Origin of the sequence: Escherichia sp. 94.0001 (assembly GCF_013369155.2) — a bacterium.
GTDB lineage: Bacteria > Pseudomonadota > Gammaproteobacteria > Enterobacterales > Enterobacteriaceae > Escherichia > Escherichia coli_F.
In genome coordinates, this window is record NZ_JABWMS020000015.1 from 23,027 (window position 1) to 39,965 (window position 16,939).

19 protein-coding genes are annotated in these 16,939 nt (G+C 52.3%); 9 read left to right on the forward strand and 10 right to left on the reverse strand.

The annotated features are described in order from the left end of the window. Positions 1-10: 10 nt before the first annotated feature. The 6 genes from hscB to trmJ form a co-directional block, all read right to left on the reverse strand. Positions 11-526: a co-chaperone HscB gene (gene hscB, locus HEN33_RS10025; RefSeq protein WP_000384413.1), complete on the reverse strand. Its 516-nt coding sequence runs from the start codon at positions 524-526 to the stop codon at positions 11-13. Positions 527-621: 95 nt separating this feature from the next. Continuing rightward, positions 622-945, reverse strand: a complete 324-nt coding sequence (gene iscA / locus HEN33_RS10030; protein ID WP_000028953.1) for an iron-sulfur cluster assembly protein IscA — start codon at positions 943-945, stop codon at positions 622-624. 16 nt (positions 946-961) lie between these two features. Next, positions 962-1,348 (reverse strand): Fe-S cluster assembly scaffold IscU, encoded by a 387-nt coding sequence (iscU, locus tag HEN33_RS10035; RefSeq protein ID WP_000331707.1) that lies wholly within the window; start codon positions 1,346-1,348, stop codon positions 962-964. A gap of 27 nt (positions 1,349-1,375) precedes the next feature. After that, complete coding sequence (iscS, locus tag HEN33_RS10040) at positions 1,376-2,590, reverse strand: cysteine desulfurase (protein ID WP_001295373.1); 1,215 nt, start codon at positions 2,588-2,590, stop codon at positions 1,376-1,378. 240 nt (positions 2,591-2,830) lie between these two features. After that, on the reverse strand, positions 2,831-3,319 hold the full coding sequence (iscR, locus tag HEN33_RS10045) for a Fe-S cluster assembly transcriptional regulator IscR (protein WP_001241357.1): 489 nt from the start codon (positions 3,317-3,319) through the stop codon (positions 2,831-2,833). Between the two features lie 269 nt (positions 3,320-3,588). Next, positions 3,589-4,329 carry a tRNA (cytosine(32)/uridine(32)-2'-O)-methyltransferase TrmJ gene (trmJ, locus tag HEN33_RS10050; protein WP_000940023.1) on the reverse strand — a complete coding sequence of 247 codons (741 nt, stop codon included), beginning with the start codon at positions 4,327-4,329 and terminating at the stop codon, positions 3,589-3,591. 118 nt (positions 4,330-4,447) lie between these two features. Here trmJ and suhB point away from each other — a divergent pair, with 118 nt between their 5' ends. The 3 genes from suhB (at position 4,448) to csiE (ending at position 7,721) form a co-directional block, all read left to right on the forward strand. Continuing rightward, the gene (gene suhB / locus HEN33_RS10055; protein WP_000553451.1) at positions 4,448-5,251 is read left to right on the forward strand and encodes an inositol-1-monophosphatase; all 804 of its coding nucleotides are present in this window, start codon (positions 4,448-4,450) and stop codon (positions 5,249-5,251) included. 144 nt (positions 5,252-5,395) lie between these two features. Next, positions 5,396-6,250, forward strand: a complete 855-nt coding sequence (locus HEN33_RS10060; RefSeq protein ID WP_176263812.1) for an alpha/beta hydrolase — start codon at positions 5,396-5,398, stop codon at positions 6,248-6,250. 190 nt (positions 6,251-6,440) lie between these two features. After that, positions 6,441-7,721, forward strand: coding sequence for a stationary phase inducible protein CsiE (csiE, locus tag HEN33_RS10065; RefSeq protein WP_032184892.1), 1,281 nt, complete (start codon positions 6,441-6,443; stop codon positions 7,719-7,721). Here csiE and HEN33_RS10070 read toward each other — a convergent pair. Further along, positions 7,713-8,852, reverse strand: coding sequence for a 3-phenylpropionate MFS transporter (locus HEN33_RS10070; RefSeq protein ID WP_176263813.1), 1,140 nt, complete (start codon positions 8,850-8,852; stop codon positions 7,713-7,715). The genes csiE and HEN33_RS10070 overlap by 9 nt on opposite strands. Before the next feature lie 160 nt (positions 8,853-9,012). Continuing rightward, entirely contained in the window at positions 9,013-9,903 is an 891-nt protein-coding gene (gene hcaR / locus HEN33_RS10075; RefSeq protein ID WP_000423269.1) for a DNA-binding transcriptional regulator HcaR, read from the reverse strand. Between the two features lie 135 nt (positions 9,904-10,038). Between hcaR and hcaE the strand changes: the two genes are divergently transcribed. From hcaE to HEN33_RS10105, 6 genes are all read left to right on the forward strand, one after another. Then, a complete protein-coding gene (hcaE, locus tag HEN33_RS10080; protein WP_000211172.1) occupies positions 10,039-11,400 on the forward strand; it encodes a 3-phenylpropionate/cinnamic acid dioxygenase subunit alpha in 1,362 nt (453 codons plus the stop codon). Further along, the gene (hcaF, locus tag HEN33_RS10085; RefSeq protein ID WP_105288180.1) at positions 11,397-11,915 is read left to right on the forward strand and encodes a 3-phenylpropionate/cinnamic acid dioxygenase subunit beta; all 519 of its coding nucleotides are present in this window, start codon (positions 11,397-11,399) and stop codon (positions 11,913-11,915) included. Before hcaE ends, hcaF begins: the two co-directional genes overlap by 4 nt. Beyond that, complete coding sequence (locus HEN33_RS10090; RefSeq protein ID WP_001080102.1) at positions 11,915-12,235, forward strand: bifunctional 3-phenylpropionate/cinnamic acid dioxygenase ferredoxin subunit; 321 nt, start codon at positions 11,915-11,917, stop codon at positions 12,233-12,235. The genes hcaF and HEN33_RS10090 overlap by 1 nt, the downstream gene beginning before the upstream one ends. Further along, entirely contained in the window at positions 12,232-13,044 is an 813-nt protein-coding gene (hcaB, locus tag HEN33_RS10095) for a 3-phenylpropionate-dihydrodiol/cinnamic acid-dihydrodiol dehydrogenase (protein WP_001281367.1), read from the forward strand. The genes HEN33_RS10090 and hcaB overlap by 4 nt, the downstream gene beginning before the upstream one ends. Positions 13,045-13,053: 9 nt before the next feature. Then, positions 13,054-14,256: a phenylpropionate dioxygenase ferredoxin reductase subunit gene (gene hcaD, locus HEN33_RS10100; protein WP_176263814.1), complete on the forward strand. Its 1,203-nt coding sequence runs from the start codon at positions 13,054-13,056 to the stop codon at positions 14,254-14,256. A 96-nt stretch (positions 14,257-14,352) separates the two neighbouring features. Beyond that, on the forward strand, positions 14,353-14,775 hold the full coding sequence (locus HEN33_RS10105; protein WP_032264704.1) for a DoxX family protein: 423 nt from the start codon (positions 14,353-14,355) through the stop codon (positions 14,773-14,775). Positions 14,776-14,934: 159 nt separating this feature from the next. Here the strand turns inward: HEN33_RS10105 and HEN33_RS10110 are convergent, their stop codons facing one another. Together HEN33_RS10110 and HEN33_RS10115 are read right to left on the reverse strand one after the other, a co-directional pair. Continuing rightward, positions 14,935-15,807, reverse strand: a complete 873-nt coding sequence (locus HEN33_RS10110; RefSeq protein ID WP_176263815.1) for an aldose 1-epimerase — start codon at positions 15,805-15,807, stop codon at positions 14,935-14,937. Positions 15,808-15,818: 11 nt separating this feature from the next. Beyond that, positions 15,819-16,913 carry a zinc-dependent alcohol dehydrogenase family protein gene (locus tag HEN33_RS10115; RefSeq protein ID WP_000700837.1) on the reverse strand — a complete coding sequence of 365 codons (1,095 nt, stop codon included), beginning with the start codon at positions 16,911-16,913 and terminating at the stop codon, positions 15,819-15,821. Positions 16,914-16,939 lie beyond the last annotated feature (26 nt).

A 16,939-nucleotide genomic window follows, 5' to 3' on the forward strand; every position in this document is an offset into this window, starting at 1 on the left:
CTTCCAGAAATTAAAAATCGAGCAGTTTTTCTTCGAGTTGTTCGGCACTGCTTCGCAGTTTATCGAGAAAACGCAGCTTACGCACGGTATCCGCCGCCGCGTCCCACGTCTCGTTGTCTAACTGTTCAACCATCAACTGATGGCGGGTATCAAACATCTTTTTCACACGTTTGATAAAGCTTTCCAGCCGTGCTTCATCTTTCGCCTGTTCGATCTCGTCCAGTTCTTCGCGAAGCTCCAGCTGTTCCATCAGGAACGCGGTGTCGCGCACAGTATGCTGCTCGCTGGCGAGATCAAAACCGTGCAAAGAAAGTAAATATTCCGCGCGCATTAACGGATGACGCAGCGTTTGCCAGGCCTGGTTAATGGTTGCAGATTGCTGTACGGCGGCGAGTTGTTCCGCCTGGCTTCCGCTGGCGAATTTATCAGGATGATACTGACGTTGTAGATCCTGAAAACGCAGGCTCAGTGCCTGGGTATCGAGTTGATAACGGGCAGGCAAGCCAAAGAGGGTGAAGTAATCCATAACATTCTCAGGGCTGCGATCCGCCGCAATAACGACGAATCAGGTAAAACAAACCCCACGCGCAGCTGACCACGGTGGGGTTATCGGTATGCGCATCAAACGTGGAAGCTTTCGCCGCAACCACACTCATCTTTGACGTTCGGGTTGGTAAATTTAAACCCTTCGTTCAGGCCTTCTTTTACGAAATCCAGTTGCGTACCGTCCAGAAATTGCAGGCTTTTGCCATCGACCACGACTTTCACGCCTTTGTCTTCAAACACGATGTCTTCCGGCGTCGGTTCGTCAACAAATTCCAGTACATAAGCCATACCTGAACATCCGGAGGTTCTCACACCCAGACGCAGGCCAAACCCTTTGCCGCGGTTAGCCAGAAAGGTATTTACTCGCGCTGCTGCACTGTCGCTCAGTGTAATCGACATAACCAAACCTCAACTCTTATTTTGCTTCACGTTTGCTTTTATAGTCCGCAATGGCGGCTTTGATCGCGTCTTCTGCCAGAATAGAACAGTGAATTTTCACCGGCGGCAGTTCAAGTTCTTCAGCAATATCGGTGTTTTTGATCGCCTGTGCTTCGTCGAGAGACTTCCCTTTCACCCATTCGGTGACCAGGGAGCTGGAAGCGATAGCGGAACCGCAGCCGTAAGTTTTAAAACGCGCGTCTTCAATGATACCTTCATCGTTGACTTTAATCTGCAACTTCATCACGTCGCCACAGGCCGGTGCACCCACCATGCCGCTGCCCACGTTCTCGTCGTTGTTGTCGAAGGAACCCACGTTACGCGGATTCTCGTAATGATCGATAACTTTTTCGCTGTAAGCCATTATAAATTCTCCTGATTCCGATACCGATTAATGATGTGCCCATTCGATGCTGTTCAGATCCACGCCCTGCTTGTACATTTCCCACAGCGGAGAAAGGTCACGCAGACGACCGATGGATTTACGAACTAACTCGATGGTGTAGTCGATCTCTTCTTCAGTAGTAAAACGACCTAAAGAGAAACGGATAGAGCTATGTGCCAGCTCGTCGTTCAGCCCCAGCGCGCGCAGCACGTAGGACGGTTCGAGGCTTGCCGACGTACAGGCGGAACCGGAAGAAACCGCGAGGTCTTTCAGTGCCATAATCAGCGACTCACCTTCAACGTAATTGAAGCTGACGTTGAGAATGTTCGGCGCACCGTGTTCCAGGTCACCGTTCAGGTAAACTTCTTCGATATCTTTGATGCCGTTCCACAGACGGTTACGCAGGCCGCGCAAACGTTCCATCTCGGTCGCCATCTCTTCTTTTGCGATGCGATAGGCTTCGCCCATCCCGACGATCTGGTGAACAGGCAGAGTACCGGAACGCATACCGCGCTCGTGACCGCCGCCGTGCATTTGTGCTTCGATACGTACACGCGGTTTACGACGCACATACAGCGCACCGATACCTTTCGGGCCGTAGATTTTGTGACCGGAGAAAGACATCAGGTCAACTTTCAACTGGCTCAGGTCGATAGGCAGTTTGCCCACGCTCTGGGTTGCATCAACGTGATAGATAATGCCACGAGCACGGCACATTTCGCCGATAGCCGCGATATCCTGCACCACGCCGATTTCGTTATTTACGTGCATGATGGAAACAAGGATGGTGTCGTCACGCATCGCTGCTTCGAGTTCTTTCAGGTCGATAATACCGTTACGCTGCGGTGCCAGGTAAGTGACTTCAAAACCTTCGCGCTCCAGCTGACGGCAGGTATCCAGTACCGCTTTGTGTTCGGTTTTGCTGGTGATGATGTGCTTGCCTTTTTTCTGATAAAAGTTAGCAGCACCTTTGATCGCCAGGTTGTCAGATTCGGTAGCACCAGAGGTAAAGACAATTTCACGCGGATCAGCGCCAACCAGATCGGCAATCTGATTACGAGCGATATCTACCGCTTCTTCAGCCTGCCAGCCGAAACGGTGAGAACGGGAGGCCGGGTTACCAAAGGTTCCGTCCATCGTCATAAACTGCATCATTTTCTCGGCAACACGCGGGTCCACCGGCGTGGTTGCGGAGTAGTCGAGATAAATCGGTAATTTCATTGCTCTATAAACTCCGTACATCACTCAATGCAAGGAACCAGGCTACCGGCTGGATGTACGACCGTGTTTACGGAGCGCGAGACGCCCCGGCCTGATTCTAATATCTTGTTATCTTTAACCTAACTGTTTCGGGTTTCAGCAAGTTGACAAACTTACGAATCTCCGGGAGCTTACATAAGTAAGTGACCGGAGTGAGTATGTGCAGTCAACGCAGATGCAACACGAAACAGGACGGTTAAATTAAGCGCGTAACTTAACGTCGATCGCGTCTTGTGTGCGGGTGCGTGGCGCGTCGTGAGTATGCTGACGACCAGATACATCCAGCACTTCCTGGTTATTAACCAGTTCGCCTAAAGTTATGTTGTTGAGAAAACCGGTGAGGCGGTCGCTCAAATCACGCCACAGCGCGTGGGTCAGGCATTTATCGCCCCCCTGGCAGCCGCCTTTACCCTGACAACGGGTAGCATCTACAGATTCATCAACGGCGCTAATTACTTCGCCAACGGCGATGCTGCTGGCATCTTTGCCTAACAAATAACCACCGCCTGGCCCGCGTACGCTGGAAACCAGACCATTTTTACGCAGACGGGAAAACAGTTGTTCCAGATAAGAAAGGGAAATTCCCTGACGTTCGGAAATATCAGCCAACGGTACCGGGCCCGCTTCAGAGTTGAGCGCAACGTCAAGCATTGCGGTCACGGCATAGCGCCCTTTAGATGTCAGTCTCATGTCTTACTTCACCTCAAACTCGCCCCTGCCCGGGGTTTTTTATTGTAAAAGTGGGGGTATTGCATAGCAGGGTCAAGTCTGACATTCCCGAGTAAATTGGTCAACTATTTACTTGACTGATTTAGTCGGGTATTTAACCTTCAGTGCCATTTTTTTATCGTGGCGTTTGTACCTGTTGTCGGGTGCGGCGTAAACACTTTATCCGACCAGGGGTTCAGTACAATGTAGGCCTGACAAGACGCGTTAAGCGCCGTATCAGGCAACCTCGGTTATTCGGCCTTGTTACCTTTATTCTGCTGCTCAATAGAAGCCAGAATCCCGCGCAGGATATTCAACTCCTGGCTTTCCGGGCGCGCACGGGTAAACAGACGACGCAGCTTATTCATCACCTGCCCCGGATGGTTTTCACGGATAAAGCCGGTTGCCAGCAGCGTTTGTTCAAGATGACCGTAAAAACGTTCCAGATCATCGACCAGCGGATACGGCGTCTCGTCATGTTCAACCTGCTCGCTGTTCTCCTGAGTCGCCAGCCAGGCCATGCGCACTTCATAGGCAATAACCTGAACAGCCATCGCCAGGTTCAGCGAACTGTATTCCGGGTTAGCGGCAATGGCGACATGATAATGGCACTTTTGCAACTCTTCATTGGTCAAGCCAACGCGCTCACGACCAAAAACCAGTGCCACCGGCGTATTTGCCGCTTCAGCGACGCTTTTCAAACCGCATTCGCGCGGGTCGAGCATCGGCCACGGCAGCGTGCGGGAACGTGCGCTGGTGCCAACCACCAGGCTACAACCGGCTAACGCTTCGTCGAGTGTATCGACAATGTGAGCATTACCAATCACATCGCTGGCCCCTGCAGCCAGAGCAATCGCCTGGGAGTCAGGTTTCACCAATGGATTAACCAGCCACAGATTGGTTAAGCCCATTGTTTTCATGGCACGGGCAACAGAACCCATATTGCCGGTGTGTGACGTCTCCACCAGCACAATTCGAATATTTTGCAGCATTGTCTTTCTTCGTCTAAAGATTATTTGCGCATCTTATCATAAAACGAAGACAGATGCCGATCTCGCTGCTATACTCTGCGCCGTTTTCCCGTTCTTTAACATCCAGTGAGAGAGACCGATGCATCCGATGCTGAACATCGCCGTGCGCGCAGCGCGCAAGGCGGGTAATTTAATTGCCAAAAACTATGAAACCCCGGACGCTGTAGAAGCGAGCCAGAAAGGCAGTAACGATTTCGTGACCAACGTAGATAAAGCTGCCGAAGCGGTGATTATCGACACGATTCGTAAATCTTACCCACAGCACACCATCATCACCGAAGAAAGCGGTGAACTTGAAGGTACCGATCAGGATGTTCAATGGGTTATCGATCCACTGGATGGCACTACCAACTTTATCAAACGCCTGCCGCACTTCGCGGTATCTATTGCCGTTCGTATCAAAGGCCGCACTGAAGTTGCTGTGGTTTATGATCCTATGCGTAACGAACTGTTCACCGCGACTCGCGGTCAGGGCGCACAGCTGAACGGCTACCGTCTGCGCGGCAGCACCGCTCGCGATCTCGACGGTACTATTCTGGCGACCGGCTTCCCGTTCAAAGCAAAACAGTACGCTACCACTTACATCAACATCGTCGGCAAACTGTTCAACGAATGTGCAGACTTCCGTCGTACTGGTTCTGCGGCGCTGGATCTGGCTTACGTTGCCGCAGGTCGTGTTGACGGTTTCTTTGAAATCGGTCTGCGTCCGTGGGATTTCGCCGCAGGCGAGCTACTGGTTCGTGAAGCGGGCGGCATCGTCAGCGACTTCACCGGTGGTCATAACTACATGCTGACCGGTAACATCGTTGCCGGTAACCCGCGCGTTGTTAAAGCCATGCTGGCGAACATGCGTGACGAGTTAAGCGACGCCCTGAAGCGTTAATTTCTCTGGCGGGTGATTTCTCTCACCCGCCCTCGCCTTTCAGGCGCTATTCCGAAATGCTTCCTCACTGCTTTACTTTCTTTCGTCACTCTCCCACCATCTTTCCCCGATTAATGGATGATAAAGAAGTCGCAAGGAAAGGTTATGGCACTGCCAGTGAACACACGCGTTCTCAAAATTCTGTTTATTCTCTTTGTTGTTGCCTTCTGCGTTTATTTAGTGCCGCGCGTTGCCATCAACTTCTTCTATTATCCCGACGACAAAATTTACGGCCCCGACCCCTGGTTGGCGGAATCCGTCGAATTTACAGCTAAGGACGGTACTCGTTTGCAAGGCTGGTTTATCCCTTCTTCGACAGGCCCCGCTGACAACGCCATCGCAACCATCATTCATGCTCACGGCAATGCCGGAAATATGTCCGCCCACTGGCCGCTGGTCAGTTGGTTACCCGAGCGTAATTTCAACGTTTTTATGTTTGATTATCGCGGGTTTGGTAAATCAAAAGGCACGCCGTCTCAGGCCGGATTGTTGGACGATACGCTAAGTGCCATCAATGTGGTGCGCCATCGCAGTGATGTAAACCCACAACGACTGGTGCTGTTCGGGCAGAGTATTGGCGGGGCGAATATTCTTGATGTCGTTGGTCAGGGTGATCGTGAGGGCATACGTGCAGTGATCCTCGACTCCACATTTGCCTCTTATGCAACCATTGCCAACCAGATGATCCCCGGCAGTGGCTACTTACTTGATGAGAGTTACAGCGGCGAAAATTACATCGCCAGCGTCAGCCCGATCCCAGTTTTACTCATTCACGGTAAGGCCGATCACGTTATCCCATGGCAGCACAGCCAAAAGTTGTATGATCTGGCAAAAGAGCCAAAACGTTTAATCTTAATCCCTGACGGCGAACACATTGATGCTTTTTCCGATCGTCACGGTGATGTTTATCGCGAACAAATAGTGGATTTTATCCTTAGCGCGTTGAATCCGCAGAACTAACCCATGATCGCTAGCGCGATAATCATTCACAAATCCACCTTTAGACAAGCTAATCCACTGGTCAGAACAGTTTAAGATGAGAAAAATTCTGTGACGCTTGCCAACATTTCTGATGATTAGCATTCCCTTCGCCATTTCCCTGGGCAAACTTTAGCTATTCTTATCAATTATGCTTATGGGAGATCTACAGATGATGCCTACGCTTGCTTCACCATCTGTCCTTTCGGCTCCCCAGCGCCGCTGCCAGATCTTGCTGACACTCTTTCAGCCGGGGTTGACCGCCACCACGGCAACCTTCAGCAAGCTTAATGGTGTGGATGATGATATTGCCAGTCTTGATATCAGCGAAACAGGACGGGAGATCCTGCGCTATCATCAACTCACACTGACTACTGGTTATGACGGTAGCTACCGGGTTGAAGGCACAGTGCTTAACCAACGTTTGTGTTTATTTCATTGGCTACGACGTGGTTTCCGTCTGTGTCCGTCATTTATTACCAGCCAATTCACACCCGCTCTGAAGAGTGAACTAAAGCGGCGCGGAATTTCGCGTAACTTTTACGACGATACCAATCTACAAGCGTTAGTAAATCTCTGCTCTCGACGGCTACAAAAACGCTTTGAATCGCGCGATATTCATTTCCTGTGTCTGTATCTGCAATATTGCTTGCTGCAACACCACGCTGGCATTACGCCTCAGTTTAATCCGCTCCAACGTCGCTGGGCAGAATCCTGCCTGGAATTTCAGGTAGCGCAGGAAATTGGACGCCACTGGCAGCGTCGGGCGCTCCAGCCTGTACCGCCTGATGAGCCACTATTTATGGCATTACTTTTTTCCATGTTGCGAGTTCCCGATCCAATTCGGGATGCGCATCAGCGGGATAGACAATTGCGTCAGTCTATCAAACGTCTGGTAAACCATTTTCGTGAGCTGGGAAATGTTCGTTTTTATGATGAACAGGGGTTATGCGATCAGCTTTATACTCACCTCGCCCAGGCGTTAAATCGCAGTTTGTTTGCCATCGGTATTGATAACACCCTGCCAGAAGAGTTCTCCAGACTGTACCCACGCCTGGTGCGCACCACCCGCGCGGCGCTGACCGGATTTGAAAGTGAATACAGCGTCCATCTTTCTGATGAGGAAAGCGGTCTGGTCGCGGTGATTTTCGGTGCCTGGCTAATGCAGGAAAACGACCTGCATGAAAAACAGATTATTCTACTGACCGGGAATGATAGCGAGCGTGAAGCGCAGATTGAGCAGCAGTTACGTGAACTAACGTTACTGCCGCTCAACATTAAGCATATGTCGGTAAAAGCATTTTTGCAGAGAGGTGCTCCACGCGGCGCGGCACTGATTATTGCGCCTTACACCACGCCGTTACCGCTCTTTTCACCACCGCTGATCTACACAGATCTGACGCTGACAACACACCAACAGGAGCAGATCCGCAAAATGCTCGAATCAGCATGAGGGAACAACTTTCGGGCGCAAGAACATTGCCGGAAGCGCCACCAGCGCCATCACCCAGAACACGCCGTGGCCCAGATATTGATACAGGAAACCGGCGAAGGCGGTCATGATGGCGATACTACCGCCCATTGCAACGGCAGAGTAAACCGCCTGCAAACGAATGACTTCGCTACCCTGGCGGGCGGCAATATAACGCATGGCCGCCAGGTGGCAGACCGTGAAGGTGCCGCAATGCAGAATTTGCACCACTATCAACCACGGCAACGCCGTCGTTGCTCCCATAATTCCCCAGCGCATTACGCCGCTAATCGCCGAGATCAGCAGCATATCGCGTGCACTACAACGGCGGAAAAGTTTATTACTCAGCGCAAAAATAATGACTTCTGCCACCACGCCCAGCGACCACAAATAGCCCACCGCTGAAGCAGAATACCCAGCTGCCTGCCAGTAAATAGCGCTAAAACCGTAATAGGCTGCATGCGCTCCCTGTAATAAACAAACGCAGGCCAGAAAGCGCCAGTTCTGGCGGACCAGTGTCAGCCAGGCTGGCCCTCCCGTGCTCTCCTGCTGACGGCTAGCCCCTTGTGGCTGAATCGTTGGACGAATGAGAAATCCGAGCAGCATGGACGCCACGCCCAACGTCAACAGCGCGAGGATCACCCGATAATCCAACATACTGACCAGTTTGCCTGTCAGCGCCGAGCCAATGACAAACGCCACCGAGCCCCACAGTCGCACTTTGCCGTAATCAAGCGGGAACTGTTTTTGCCATGTATTCGCCAGTGCATCGGTCAACGGTACCAGCGGTGAGAAAAAGAGGTTAAAGCCAATCATCACCACCATCAACCACGCTACATGCGCCCCCGCCCAGAAGGCGACAGCAAAGAGAAGTGTCAGCAGTGCCAGTACGCGCAAGGCGGAAATCAGGCGGGAAGGATCGCTAACGCGGGGCGCGATGATCAAACTCCCGAGAAAACGGGCAACCAGACCAGCCCCCAATAACAGGCCGATAGTTTCTGGCGTTAAGCCAATCCCCTTAAGCCAGACGCTCCAGAAAGGTAGAAAAATGCCGTAACTAAAAAAGTATGTGAAATAACCGAGCGCCAGCCAGCGCGTGGATTGCAAAACCATGAGTCCCTCCCGTCAGGAGGCGTTAGTCTGGGGTTAATCGAATGTTGGTGCAAGTTGAAAAATAAGAATATTCGAGCCTGCTTCCCGATGTCTGTAACGCCTGTTCGCAAGCACTAAAAAAGCTGCGCCCCACAACGCACCTTGCAAAATTATTGCGTATTTATGCCGTTACGCTTGCCAAACGTTCCTGCACAATGGCGATGAAATCGCGTAATGCCGGTTTCATTTCGCCTTTCTTCCACGCCATTAGTAGGGCAATGGAAGGCACATTTCCGGCAATTGGCCGAAATACCACCTGCCCGGTATTAAAATTATTCATATAACCGGGTATCAAAGTTACGCCAAGCCCCATCCCCACCAAATTCATCGTTACCAGAATATTGGTTGCCACCTGGACGATATTCGGCTGGCTGTTTTCTTGCGCAAACCACTCCTTAACGATCGGCGCAAGCGAACCGGAATACGCCGGATCGGTACTAACGAAATTCACGCCATCCAGCTGCGCGGCGGTGATCTCTTTTTCTTGTGCTAAAGGATGATCAACCGGCAACACCACCACTAATGGTTCGTCAAAAAGTTCCAGATAATCAATCTCCGGGCTATAGACAGGATGGCGCATTAAGCCGACATCCAGTTCACCACGGCGAATTTTTTCTTCCTGTTCCGTGGTAATTAAACTCACCAATTCGATCAAAGTTTCTGGCTGTTTCAGTCGGAACATGGGCAATACTTTTGGCAGTAAATTCACTTCCGCCGATGGCACAAAACCGATGATTAAATGCTTATCTTCCTGAACAATTTTCCGCGCCCGTTGTTTGGCATTTTCCGCTTGTTCCAGGATTGCCTGCGCGTCCTGGAGAAAACATTCTCCCGCCGCCGTCAACGCGACTTTACGTTTATCACGTACCAGTAGCGGAACACCAACACAGTTTTCGAGATCGCGGATCTGGCTGCTTAACGAAGGCTGTGAGGTATGCAGTTTTTCCGCCGCACGGGTAAAGTTCAGTGCCTGCGCCACTGCGACGAAATAGCGTAAATGCCGTAGTTCCATCACCTGCCCCTTGTTATCGAAAAAACGTCTCAGTTGGTAGAAATTAACTATTTCACATATCAGCAACCAACCAGCAACATCCTTATGGCACAAAAATAGAAGGTCAATACATCTTATCTTTCAGGATTAAAAAATATGACCACACCCTCAGATTTGAACATTTACCAACTGATTGACACCCAAAACGGTCGGGTTACTCCGCGTATTTATACCGACCCGGATATTTACCAACTGGAGCTTGAGCGCATTTTCGGTCGTTGCTGGCTGTTTCTCGCTCATGAAAGCCAGATCCCTAAACCCGGTGATTTTTTTAACACCTACATGGGAGAAGATGCGGTTGTCGTGGTGCGCCAGAAAGACGGCAGCATCAAGGCGTTTCTCAACCAATGCCGCCATCGAGCCATGCGTGTGAGTTATGCCGATTGCGGCAACACTCGCGCCTTTACCTGCCCGTATCATGGCTGGTCTTATGGTATTAACGGCGAGTTGATTGATGTACCGCTGGAACCTCGCGCCTACCCACAAGGGCTGTGTAAATCCCACTGGGGGTTAAACGAAGTTCCCTGTGTGGAGAGTTATAAGGGGCTGATTTTTGGCAACTGGGATACCTCCGCGCCGGGCCTGCGTGATTACCTGGGTGACATTGCCTGGTATCTGGATGGCATGCTGGATCGTCGCGAAGGCGGCACCGAAATTGTCGGCGGCGTACAAAAGTGGGTGATCAACTGCAACTGGAAATTCCCGGCAGAGCAGTTCGCCAGTGACCAGTATCATGCTCTGTTCAGCCATGCTTCTGCCGTTCAGGTATTAGGAGCGAAAGATGATGGCAGCGATAAGCGTCTCGGTGATGGACAAACCGCCCGCCCGGTGTGGGAAACCGCCAAAGATGCGCTGCAATTTGGTCAGGACGGTCACGGTAGCGGTTTCTTCTTTACTGAAAAACCGGATGCTAATGTCTGGGTCGATGGCGCGGTTTCCAGCTATTACCGCGAAACCTATGCCGAAGCAGAACAACGTTTAGGTGAAGTTCGCGCCCTGCGCCTGGCGGGTCATAACAATATTTTCCCCACGCTTTCCTGGCTCAACGGCACTGCCACACTCCGCGTCTGGCATCCGCGCGGCCCTGATCAAGTTGAAGTGTGGGCGTTCTGTATTACTGATAAAGCAGCCTCCGATGAAGTTAAAGCCGCTTTTGAAAACAGCGCCACTCGTGCTTTTGGTCCTGCTGGTTTTCTCGAGCAGGATGACTCGGAGAACTGGTGTGAAATCCAGAAATTGCTGAAAGGTCACCGCGCCCGCAACAGCAAACTGTGTCTGGAAATGGGGCTTGGTCAGGAAAAACGTCGCGACGACGGCATTCCAGGCATTACAAACTATATCTTCTCAGAAACGGCCGCCCGTGGAATGTATCAACGCTGGGCCGATCTCCTGAGCAGCGAAAGCTGGCAGGAAGTGCTCGATAAAACCGCCGCATACCAGCAGGAGGTGATGAAATGAGTGCGCAGGTTTCACTGGAGTTACATCACCGCATTAGCCAGTTTCTCTATCACGAAGCCAGTCTGCTGGATGACTGGAAATTTCGTGACTGGCTGGCGCAGCTCGACAAAGAGATTCGTTACACCATGCGCACCACGGTTAACGCGCAAACGCGTGACCGCCGCAAAGGCGTTCAGCCACCGACAACCTGGATTTTTAATGACACCAAAGACCAGCTGGAGCGGCGAATCGCGCGTCTGGAAACGGGCATGGCCTGGGCAGAAGAGCCGCCGTCGCGCACCCGTCACTTAATCAGCAACTGCCAGGTAAGCGAAACCGACATCCCAAACGTATTTGCCGTAAGGGTGAATTATCTACTTTATCGGGCACAAAAAGAGCGCGATGAAACATTCTATGTTGGAACGCGTTTCGACAAAGTTCGCCGTCTGGAAGATGACAACTGGCGCTTGCTGGAACGGGATATCGTCCTGGATCAAGCGGTGATCACTTCCCATAACCTGAGTGTACTGTTCTGATGAATCGAATTTATGCGTGTCCCGTTGCGGATGTGCCGGAGGGTGAGGCTCTCCGGATAGATACCTCGCCCGTCATCGCCTTGTTCAACGTGGGCGGCGAGTTTTATGCCATTAACGATCGTTGCAGCCATGGTAATGCGTCGATGTCAGAAGGGTATCTGGAAGATGACGCCACGGTGGAGTGCCCGCTGCACGCCGCCAGTTTTTGCCTGAAAACGGGGAAAGCATTATGCCTGCCCGCCACCGATCCGCTAACCACTTATCCAGTACACGTTGAAGGTGGTGACATCTTCATCGACTTACCGGAGGCGCAGCCATGAGCGATCTGCATAACGAGTCCATCTTTATTACCGGCGGCGGATCGGGATTAGGCCTGGCGCTGGTCGAGCGATTTATCGAAGAAGGCGCGCAGGTTGCCACGCTGGAACTGTCGGCGGCGAAAGTCGCCAGTCTGCGTCAGCGATTTGGTGAACATATTCTGGCGGTGGAAGGCAACGTGACCTGTTATGCCGATTATCAACGCGCGATCGATCAGATCCTGACTCGTTCCGGCAAGCTGGATTGTTTTATCGGCAATGCGGGCATCTGGGATCACAATGCCTCACTGGTTAATACTCCCGCAGAGACGCTCGAAACCGGTTTCCACGAGCTGTTTAACGTCAACGTACTCGGTTACCTGCTGGGCGCAAAAGCCTGCGCTCCGGCGTTAATCGCCAGTGAAGGCAGCATGATTTTCACACTGTCAAATGCCGCCTGGTATCCCGGCGGCGGTGGCCCGCTGTACACCGCCAGTAAACATGCCGCAACCGGACTTATTCGCCAACTGGCTTATGAACTGGCACCGAAAGTGCGGGTGAATGGCGTCGGCCCGTGTGGTATGGCCAGCGACCTGCGCGGCCCACAGGCGCTCGGGCAAAGTGAAACCTCGATAATGCAGTCTCTGACGCCGGAGAAAATTGCCGCCATATTACCGCTGCAATTTTTCCCGCAACCGGCGGATTTTACGGGTCCGTATGTGATGTTGGCATCGCGGCGCAATAATCGCGCATTAAGCGGTGTGATGATCAACGCTGATGCGGGTTTAGCGATTCGCGGCATTCGCCACGTAGCGGCTGGGCTGGATCTTTAAGGAAGCACGATGAAAGAAAAAACGATCATTATTGTCGGTGGTGGGCAAGCGGCGGCAATGGCTGCGGCCTCGCTACGCCAGCAAGGGTTCACCGGTGAGCTGCATCTGTTTTCCGATGAGCAACATCTTCCTTATGAACGCCCCCCGCTCTCGAAATCCATGTTGCTGGAAGATTCCCCGCAGTTACAGCAGGTGTTACCCGCTCACTGGTGGCAGGAAAACAACGTTCATTTGCATTCCGGTGTAAACATCATAACGCTGGGCCGCGACACACGAGAGTTAGTGTTAACCAACGGCGAAAGCTGGCACTGGGATCAGCTGTTTATAGCAACGGGCGCGGCAGCCCGACCACTGCCGTTGCTTGATGCACTGGGAGAACGCTGCTTTACCCTACGCCATGTCGGCGATGCCGCCAGACTGAGAGAAGTTCTGCAGCCCGAACGGTCAGTAGTAATTGTCGGTGCCGGAACTATTGGTCTGGAATTGGCGGCCAGCGCCACACAGCGTGGTTGTAAAGTGACAGTTATTGAGCTGGCGACAACAGTGATGGGGCGTAATGCGCCACCGCCCGTGCAACGCTATCTTTTGCAGCGCCATCGGCAGGCTGGTGTGCGCATTCTGCTCAATAATGCCATTGAACATGTGGTCGATGGTGAAAAAGTAGAACTGACGCTGCAAAGTGGCGAAACGCTTCGGGCCGATGTGGTGATTTACGGTATTGGTATCAGCGCCAACGACCAACTGGCTCGCGAGGCCAACCTTGATACTGCCAATGGTATTGTCATTGATGAAGCTTGCCGCACCTGCGATCCCGCGATCTTTGCCGGTGGCGATGTGGCAATCACCCGTCTTGATAATGGTGCACTACACCGCTGCGAAAGCTGGGAAAACGCCAATAACCAGGCGCAAATTGCCGCTGCCTCAATGTTGGGGCTACCGCTTCCGCGACTGCCGCCGCCGTGGTTCTGGAGCGATCAGTACAGTGATAACTTACAGTTTATTGGCGATATGCGTGGCGATGACTGGATTTGTCGTGGCAACCCGGAAACTCAGAAGGCGATTTGGTTTAATCTGCAAAACGGCGTGCTTATCGGTGCAGTCACGCTGAATCAGGGCCGTGAGATTCGCCCAATCCGCAAATGGATCCAGAGCGGCAAAACGTTTGATGCGAAACTGCTGATAGATGAGGACATCGCGCTTAAATCACTGTAACCAGGATAATTAGCGAATATCTCAACGCCTGGGGCGTGGCGAGGTACCAGAGTGTGTATTACGTTTAAATCACATTATCTTGCAAAGGGATTGGTTATGAACACACTACGTTATTTTGATTTTGGTGCTGCCCGCCCCGTTTTGTTATTAATTGCCCGTATCGCCGTGGTCTTAATTTTCATTATTTTTGGTTTTCCCAAAATGATGGGCTTTGACGGTACGGTCCAATATATGGCCTCGCTGGGCGCGCCAATGCCGATGCTGGCAGCGATTATTGCGGTAGTTATGGAAGTGCCCGCCGCGATTTTAATCGTGCTTGGCTTTTTCACCCGTCCGCTGGCGGTGCTGTTTATTTTCTACACGCTGGGTACAGCGGTAATTGGTCACCATTACTGGGATATGACCGGCGATGCCGTCGGGCCAAATATGATTAATTTCTGGAAGAATATCAGCATTGCAGGCGCATTCCTGCTGCTGGCGATTACCGGGCCTGGAGCGATTTCTCTCGATCGACGTTAGGAAAGATGCCGGATGCGGCGTGAACGCCAGATCCGGCCTACCGTTCCAACACCGATTGTAGGCCTGATAAGACGCGGCAAGCGTCGCATCAGGCATAGTCCGCCGAGTGCTACAAAATCGAAATTACCCCGTAGGCTTGTGCATCCGGCATTTTATAAATTACAGCAACTCCACCCGCAACGACATCTCTGACGTTGTTGATTCCCCCGGCGCAAGCGCAATGAGGTCACCTCCTTCCGGGCGATGATGGTCATCCGGCGCATGGCTCATCGGTTCCAGACAGAAGAAATCAAACGCATATCCTTTATCAAACGCCGGATCGGAAACAAAGATGAAATAACACGGTGCCGGCGGCGTCGTTTCCATGATGATGGCATAACTCTCCTGCGGCTGCTCAATGCGGGCCTGACCATTCCATCCGGCAAAGCCATTGTTTACCCACTGGCGCGGCAACGGCGCGAGCTGGTTGAAATCCAGCTGCTGCGGTAGCTGCTTGCAAAACTCCCCCGCCAGCCACTGCTCCCGTTCCAGCCAGTAACCGCTCGCCTGTGCCTGAATCCGCGTTTGCGACGACAACGGAAAATAAGGATGCCAGCCGGTACCAAATGGCAGCGTCTCTGTCCCTTGGTTGGTGACAGAGAGCGTCACCGTCAGCGTATCTGCCGTTAAATGAAACGCCTGACTTACCCGATACTGATAAATACCTGTGCGATGTTCATATACCAGACACAAGCTTTCATCGCTGCGCGAGACACATTGCCACTCGCCCAGCCAGCCGTCGCCGTGCAGATAGTGCGCATCCCATTCAATATTCGGTTGCAGTTGATACTCACGCCCCTGCCAGACAAAATGGTTGCCGCTCACCCGGTTTGCAAACGGCACCAGCGGAAAACAAGAGGCATCGGTTGCCACACCGCTTTTTTTACCGGGACGTAAGAGCGGCGTCACGTCACGCCAGAAGCCTTCGATGACGCCGCCCCGGTCAGAAACGTCCAGCTTTAGCGGCCCGTGAGATAAGGTATAGATGGTCATCCGCTGACTCCTTAATCCGGGAAGTTAATCACAACTTTCCCGCATTTGCCGCTCGCCATCAGCGCATAGGCATCACCTGCCTGTTCCAGCGTGAAGCGGTGGGTAATGGCGTTACGCGGCCACAGTTTCCAGTCCGTTAAATCGTGGGCGCATTTTTCCATATGGAACAGACTGGTCACCCAGGAGCCAATAATCCGCCGTTGATGATGCATCAGATCAGCGCTAACCTCGAACTCCACTTTTCCGGTTTCCCCGATGTAAACCACCCGTCCCCAGTCAGCAGTGGATTGCAACGCCAGTAAGCGACCTGCGGCATTACCGGAACAATCGAGCGCAACATCCGCGCCGCCGTGGGTAAGTTCGGCGATAATCTGCGGCAGACCTTCAGTGGTTGCTAAATAACCATGATCCATCACCCCTAACTGTTTCGCCATTGCCAGACGTTCCGGCAGCATATCAACGCCGATGATCCTTTTTGCACCGCGACCTTTCGCCAGCATCATCGCCATCATGCCGACCGGCCCCAGACCGACCACCAGCACGTTATCACTGCCGGAAACTTCGCCGCGCAAAATCCCTTCATACGCTGTACCAACGCCGCAACTGATAAACGCACCATCTTCATAGCTCAGCGCGTCCGGCAGGAGGATCAGATCTTTTTCTTCCGCCAGCAGGTATTCGGCATGACCGCCGTCACGCTGCCAGCCGTAAGCGGCTTTTCCTTCGCCAGTACAAGAGATAGGAAAACCGCGACGGCAGTTCGGGCAAAAACCACAGCCAGAAATGTGATACACCAGCACGCGGTCGCCCTCTTTAAAATGGCGACAACCTTGCCCCATCGCCACAATTTGCCCGCACGGTTCATGACCATTGATAAATCCCTGGTATAACGGTTTATCGGGCGCCGCCGCCGTGGCACGGTGCTGATGATAGATATAGTGGACATCGCTTCCGCAAATCCCGGAGGATTTCATTTTAATCAGTACCTGGTTAATCCCCGGCGTAGGCACCGCAACTTCCCGCAGATCGACGGTCGAATTTCCTGGTAAATAAGCTGCCAGCATCGTTTTCATAATTCCCTCATTAACAATACGATTAATTTTCATCCCTGCCGCACCCGCGCCAGGGGCGT

Bases quoted from the DNA above. Each gene is read 5' to 3' on its own strand.
- hscB (WP_000384413.1), bottom strand. From the start codon at position 526: ATGGATTACTTCACCCTCTTTGGCTTGCCTGCCCGTTATCAACTCGAT.
- iscA (WP_000028953.1), bottom strand. From the start codon at position 945: ATGTCGATTACACTGAGCGACAGTGCAGCAGCGCGAGTAAATACCTTT.
- iscU (WP_000331707.1), bottom strand. From the start codon at position 1,348: ATGGCTTACAGCGAAAAAGTTATCGATCATTACGAGAATCCGCGTAAC.
- iscS (WP_001295373.1), bottom strand. From the start codon at position 2,590: ATGAAATTACCGATTTATCTCGACTACTCCGCAACCACGCCGGTGGAC.
- iscR (WP_001241357.1), bottom strand. From the start codon at position 3,319: ATGAGACTGACATCTAAAGGGCGCTATGCCGTGACCGCAATGCTTGAC.
- trmJ (WP_000940023.1), bottom strand. From the start codon at position 4,329: ATGCTGCAAAATATTCGAATTGTGCTGGTGGAGACGTCACACACCGGC.
- suhB (WP_000553451.1), top strand. From the start codon at position 4,448: ATGCATCCGATGCTGAACATCGCCGTGCGCGCAGCGCGCAAGGCGGGT.
- HEN33_RS10060 (WP_176263812.1), top strand. From the start codon at position 5,396: ATGGCACTGCCAGTGAACACACGCGTTCTCAAAATTCTGTTTATTCTC.
- csiE (WP_032184892.1), top strand. From the start codon at position 6,441: ATGATGCCTACGCTTGCTTCACCATCTGTCCTTTCGGCTCCCCAGCGC.
- HEN33_RS10070 (WP_176263813.1), bottom strand. From the start codon at position 8,852: ATGGTTTTGCAATCCACGCGCTGGCTGGCGCTCGGTTATTTCACATAC.
- hcaR (WP_000423269.1), bottom strand. From the start codon at position 9,903: ATGGAACTACGGCATTTACGCTATTTCGTCGCAGTGGCGCAGGCACTG.
- hcaE (WP_000211172.1), top strand. From the start codon at position 10,039: ATGACCACACCCTCAGATTTGAACATTTACCAACTGATTGACACCCAA.
- hcaF (WP_105288180.1), top strand. From the start codon at position 11,397: ATGAGTGCGCAGGTTTCACTGGAGTTACATCACCGCATTAGCCAGTTT.
- HEN33_RS10090 (WP_001080102.1), top strand. From the start codon at position 11,915: ATGAATCGAATTTATGCGTGTCCCGTTGCGGATGTGCCGGAGGGTGAG.
- hcaB (WP_001281367.1), top strand. From the start codon at position 12,232: ATGAGCGATCTGCATAACGAGTCCATCTTTATTACCGGCGGCGGATCG.
- hcaD (WP_176263814.1), top strand. From the start codon at position 13,054: ATGAAAGAAAAAACGATCATTATTGTCGGTGGTGGGCAAGCGGCGGCA.
- HEN33_RS10105 (WP_032264704.1), top strand. From the start codon at position 14,353: ATGAACACACTACGTTATTTTGATTTTGGTGCTGCCCGCCCCGTTTTG.
- HEN33_RS10110 (WP_176263815.1), bottom strand. From the start codon at position 15,807: ATGACCATCTATACCTTATCTCACGGGCCGCTAAAGCTGGACGTTTCT.
- HEN33_RS10115 (WP_000700837.1), bottom strand. From the start codon at position 16,913: ATGAAAATTAATCGTATTGTTAATGAGGGAATTATGAAAACGATGCTG.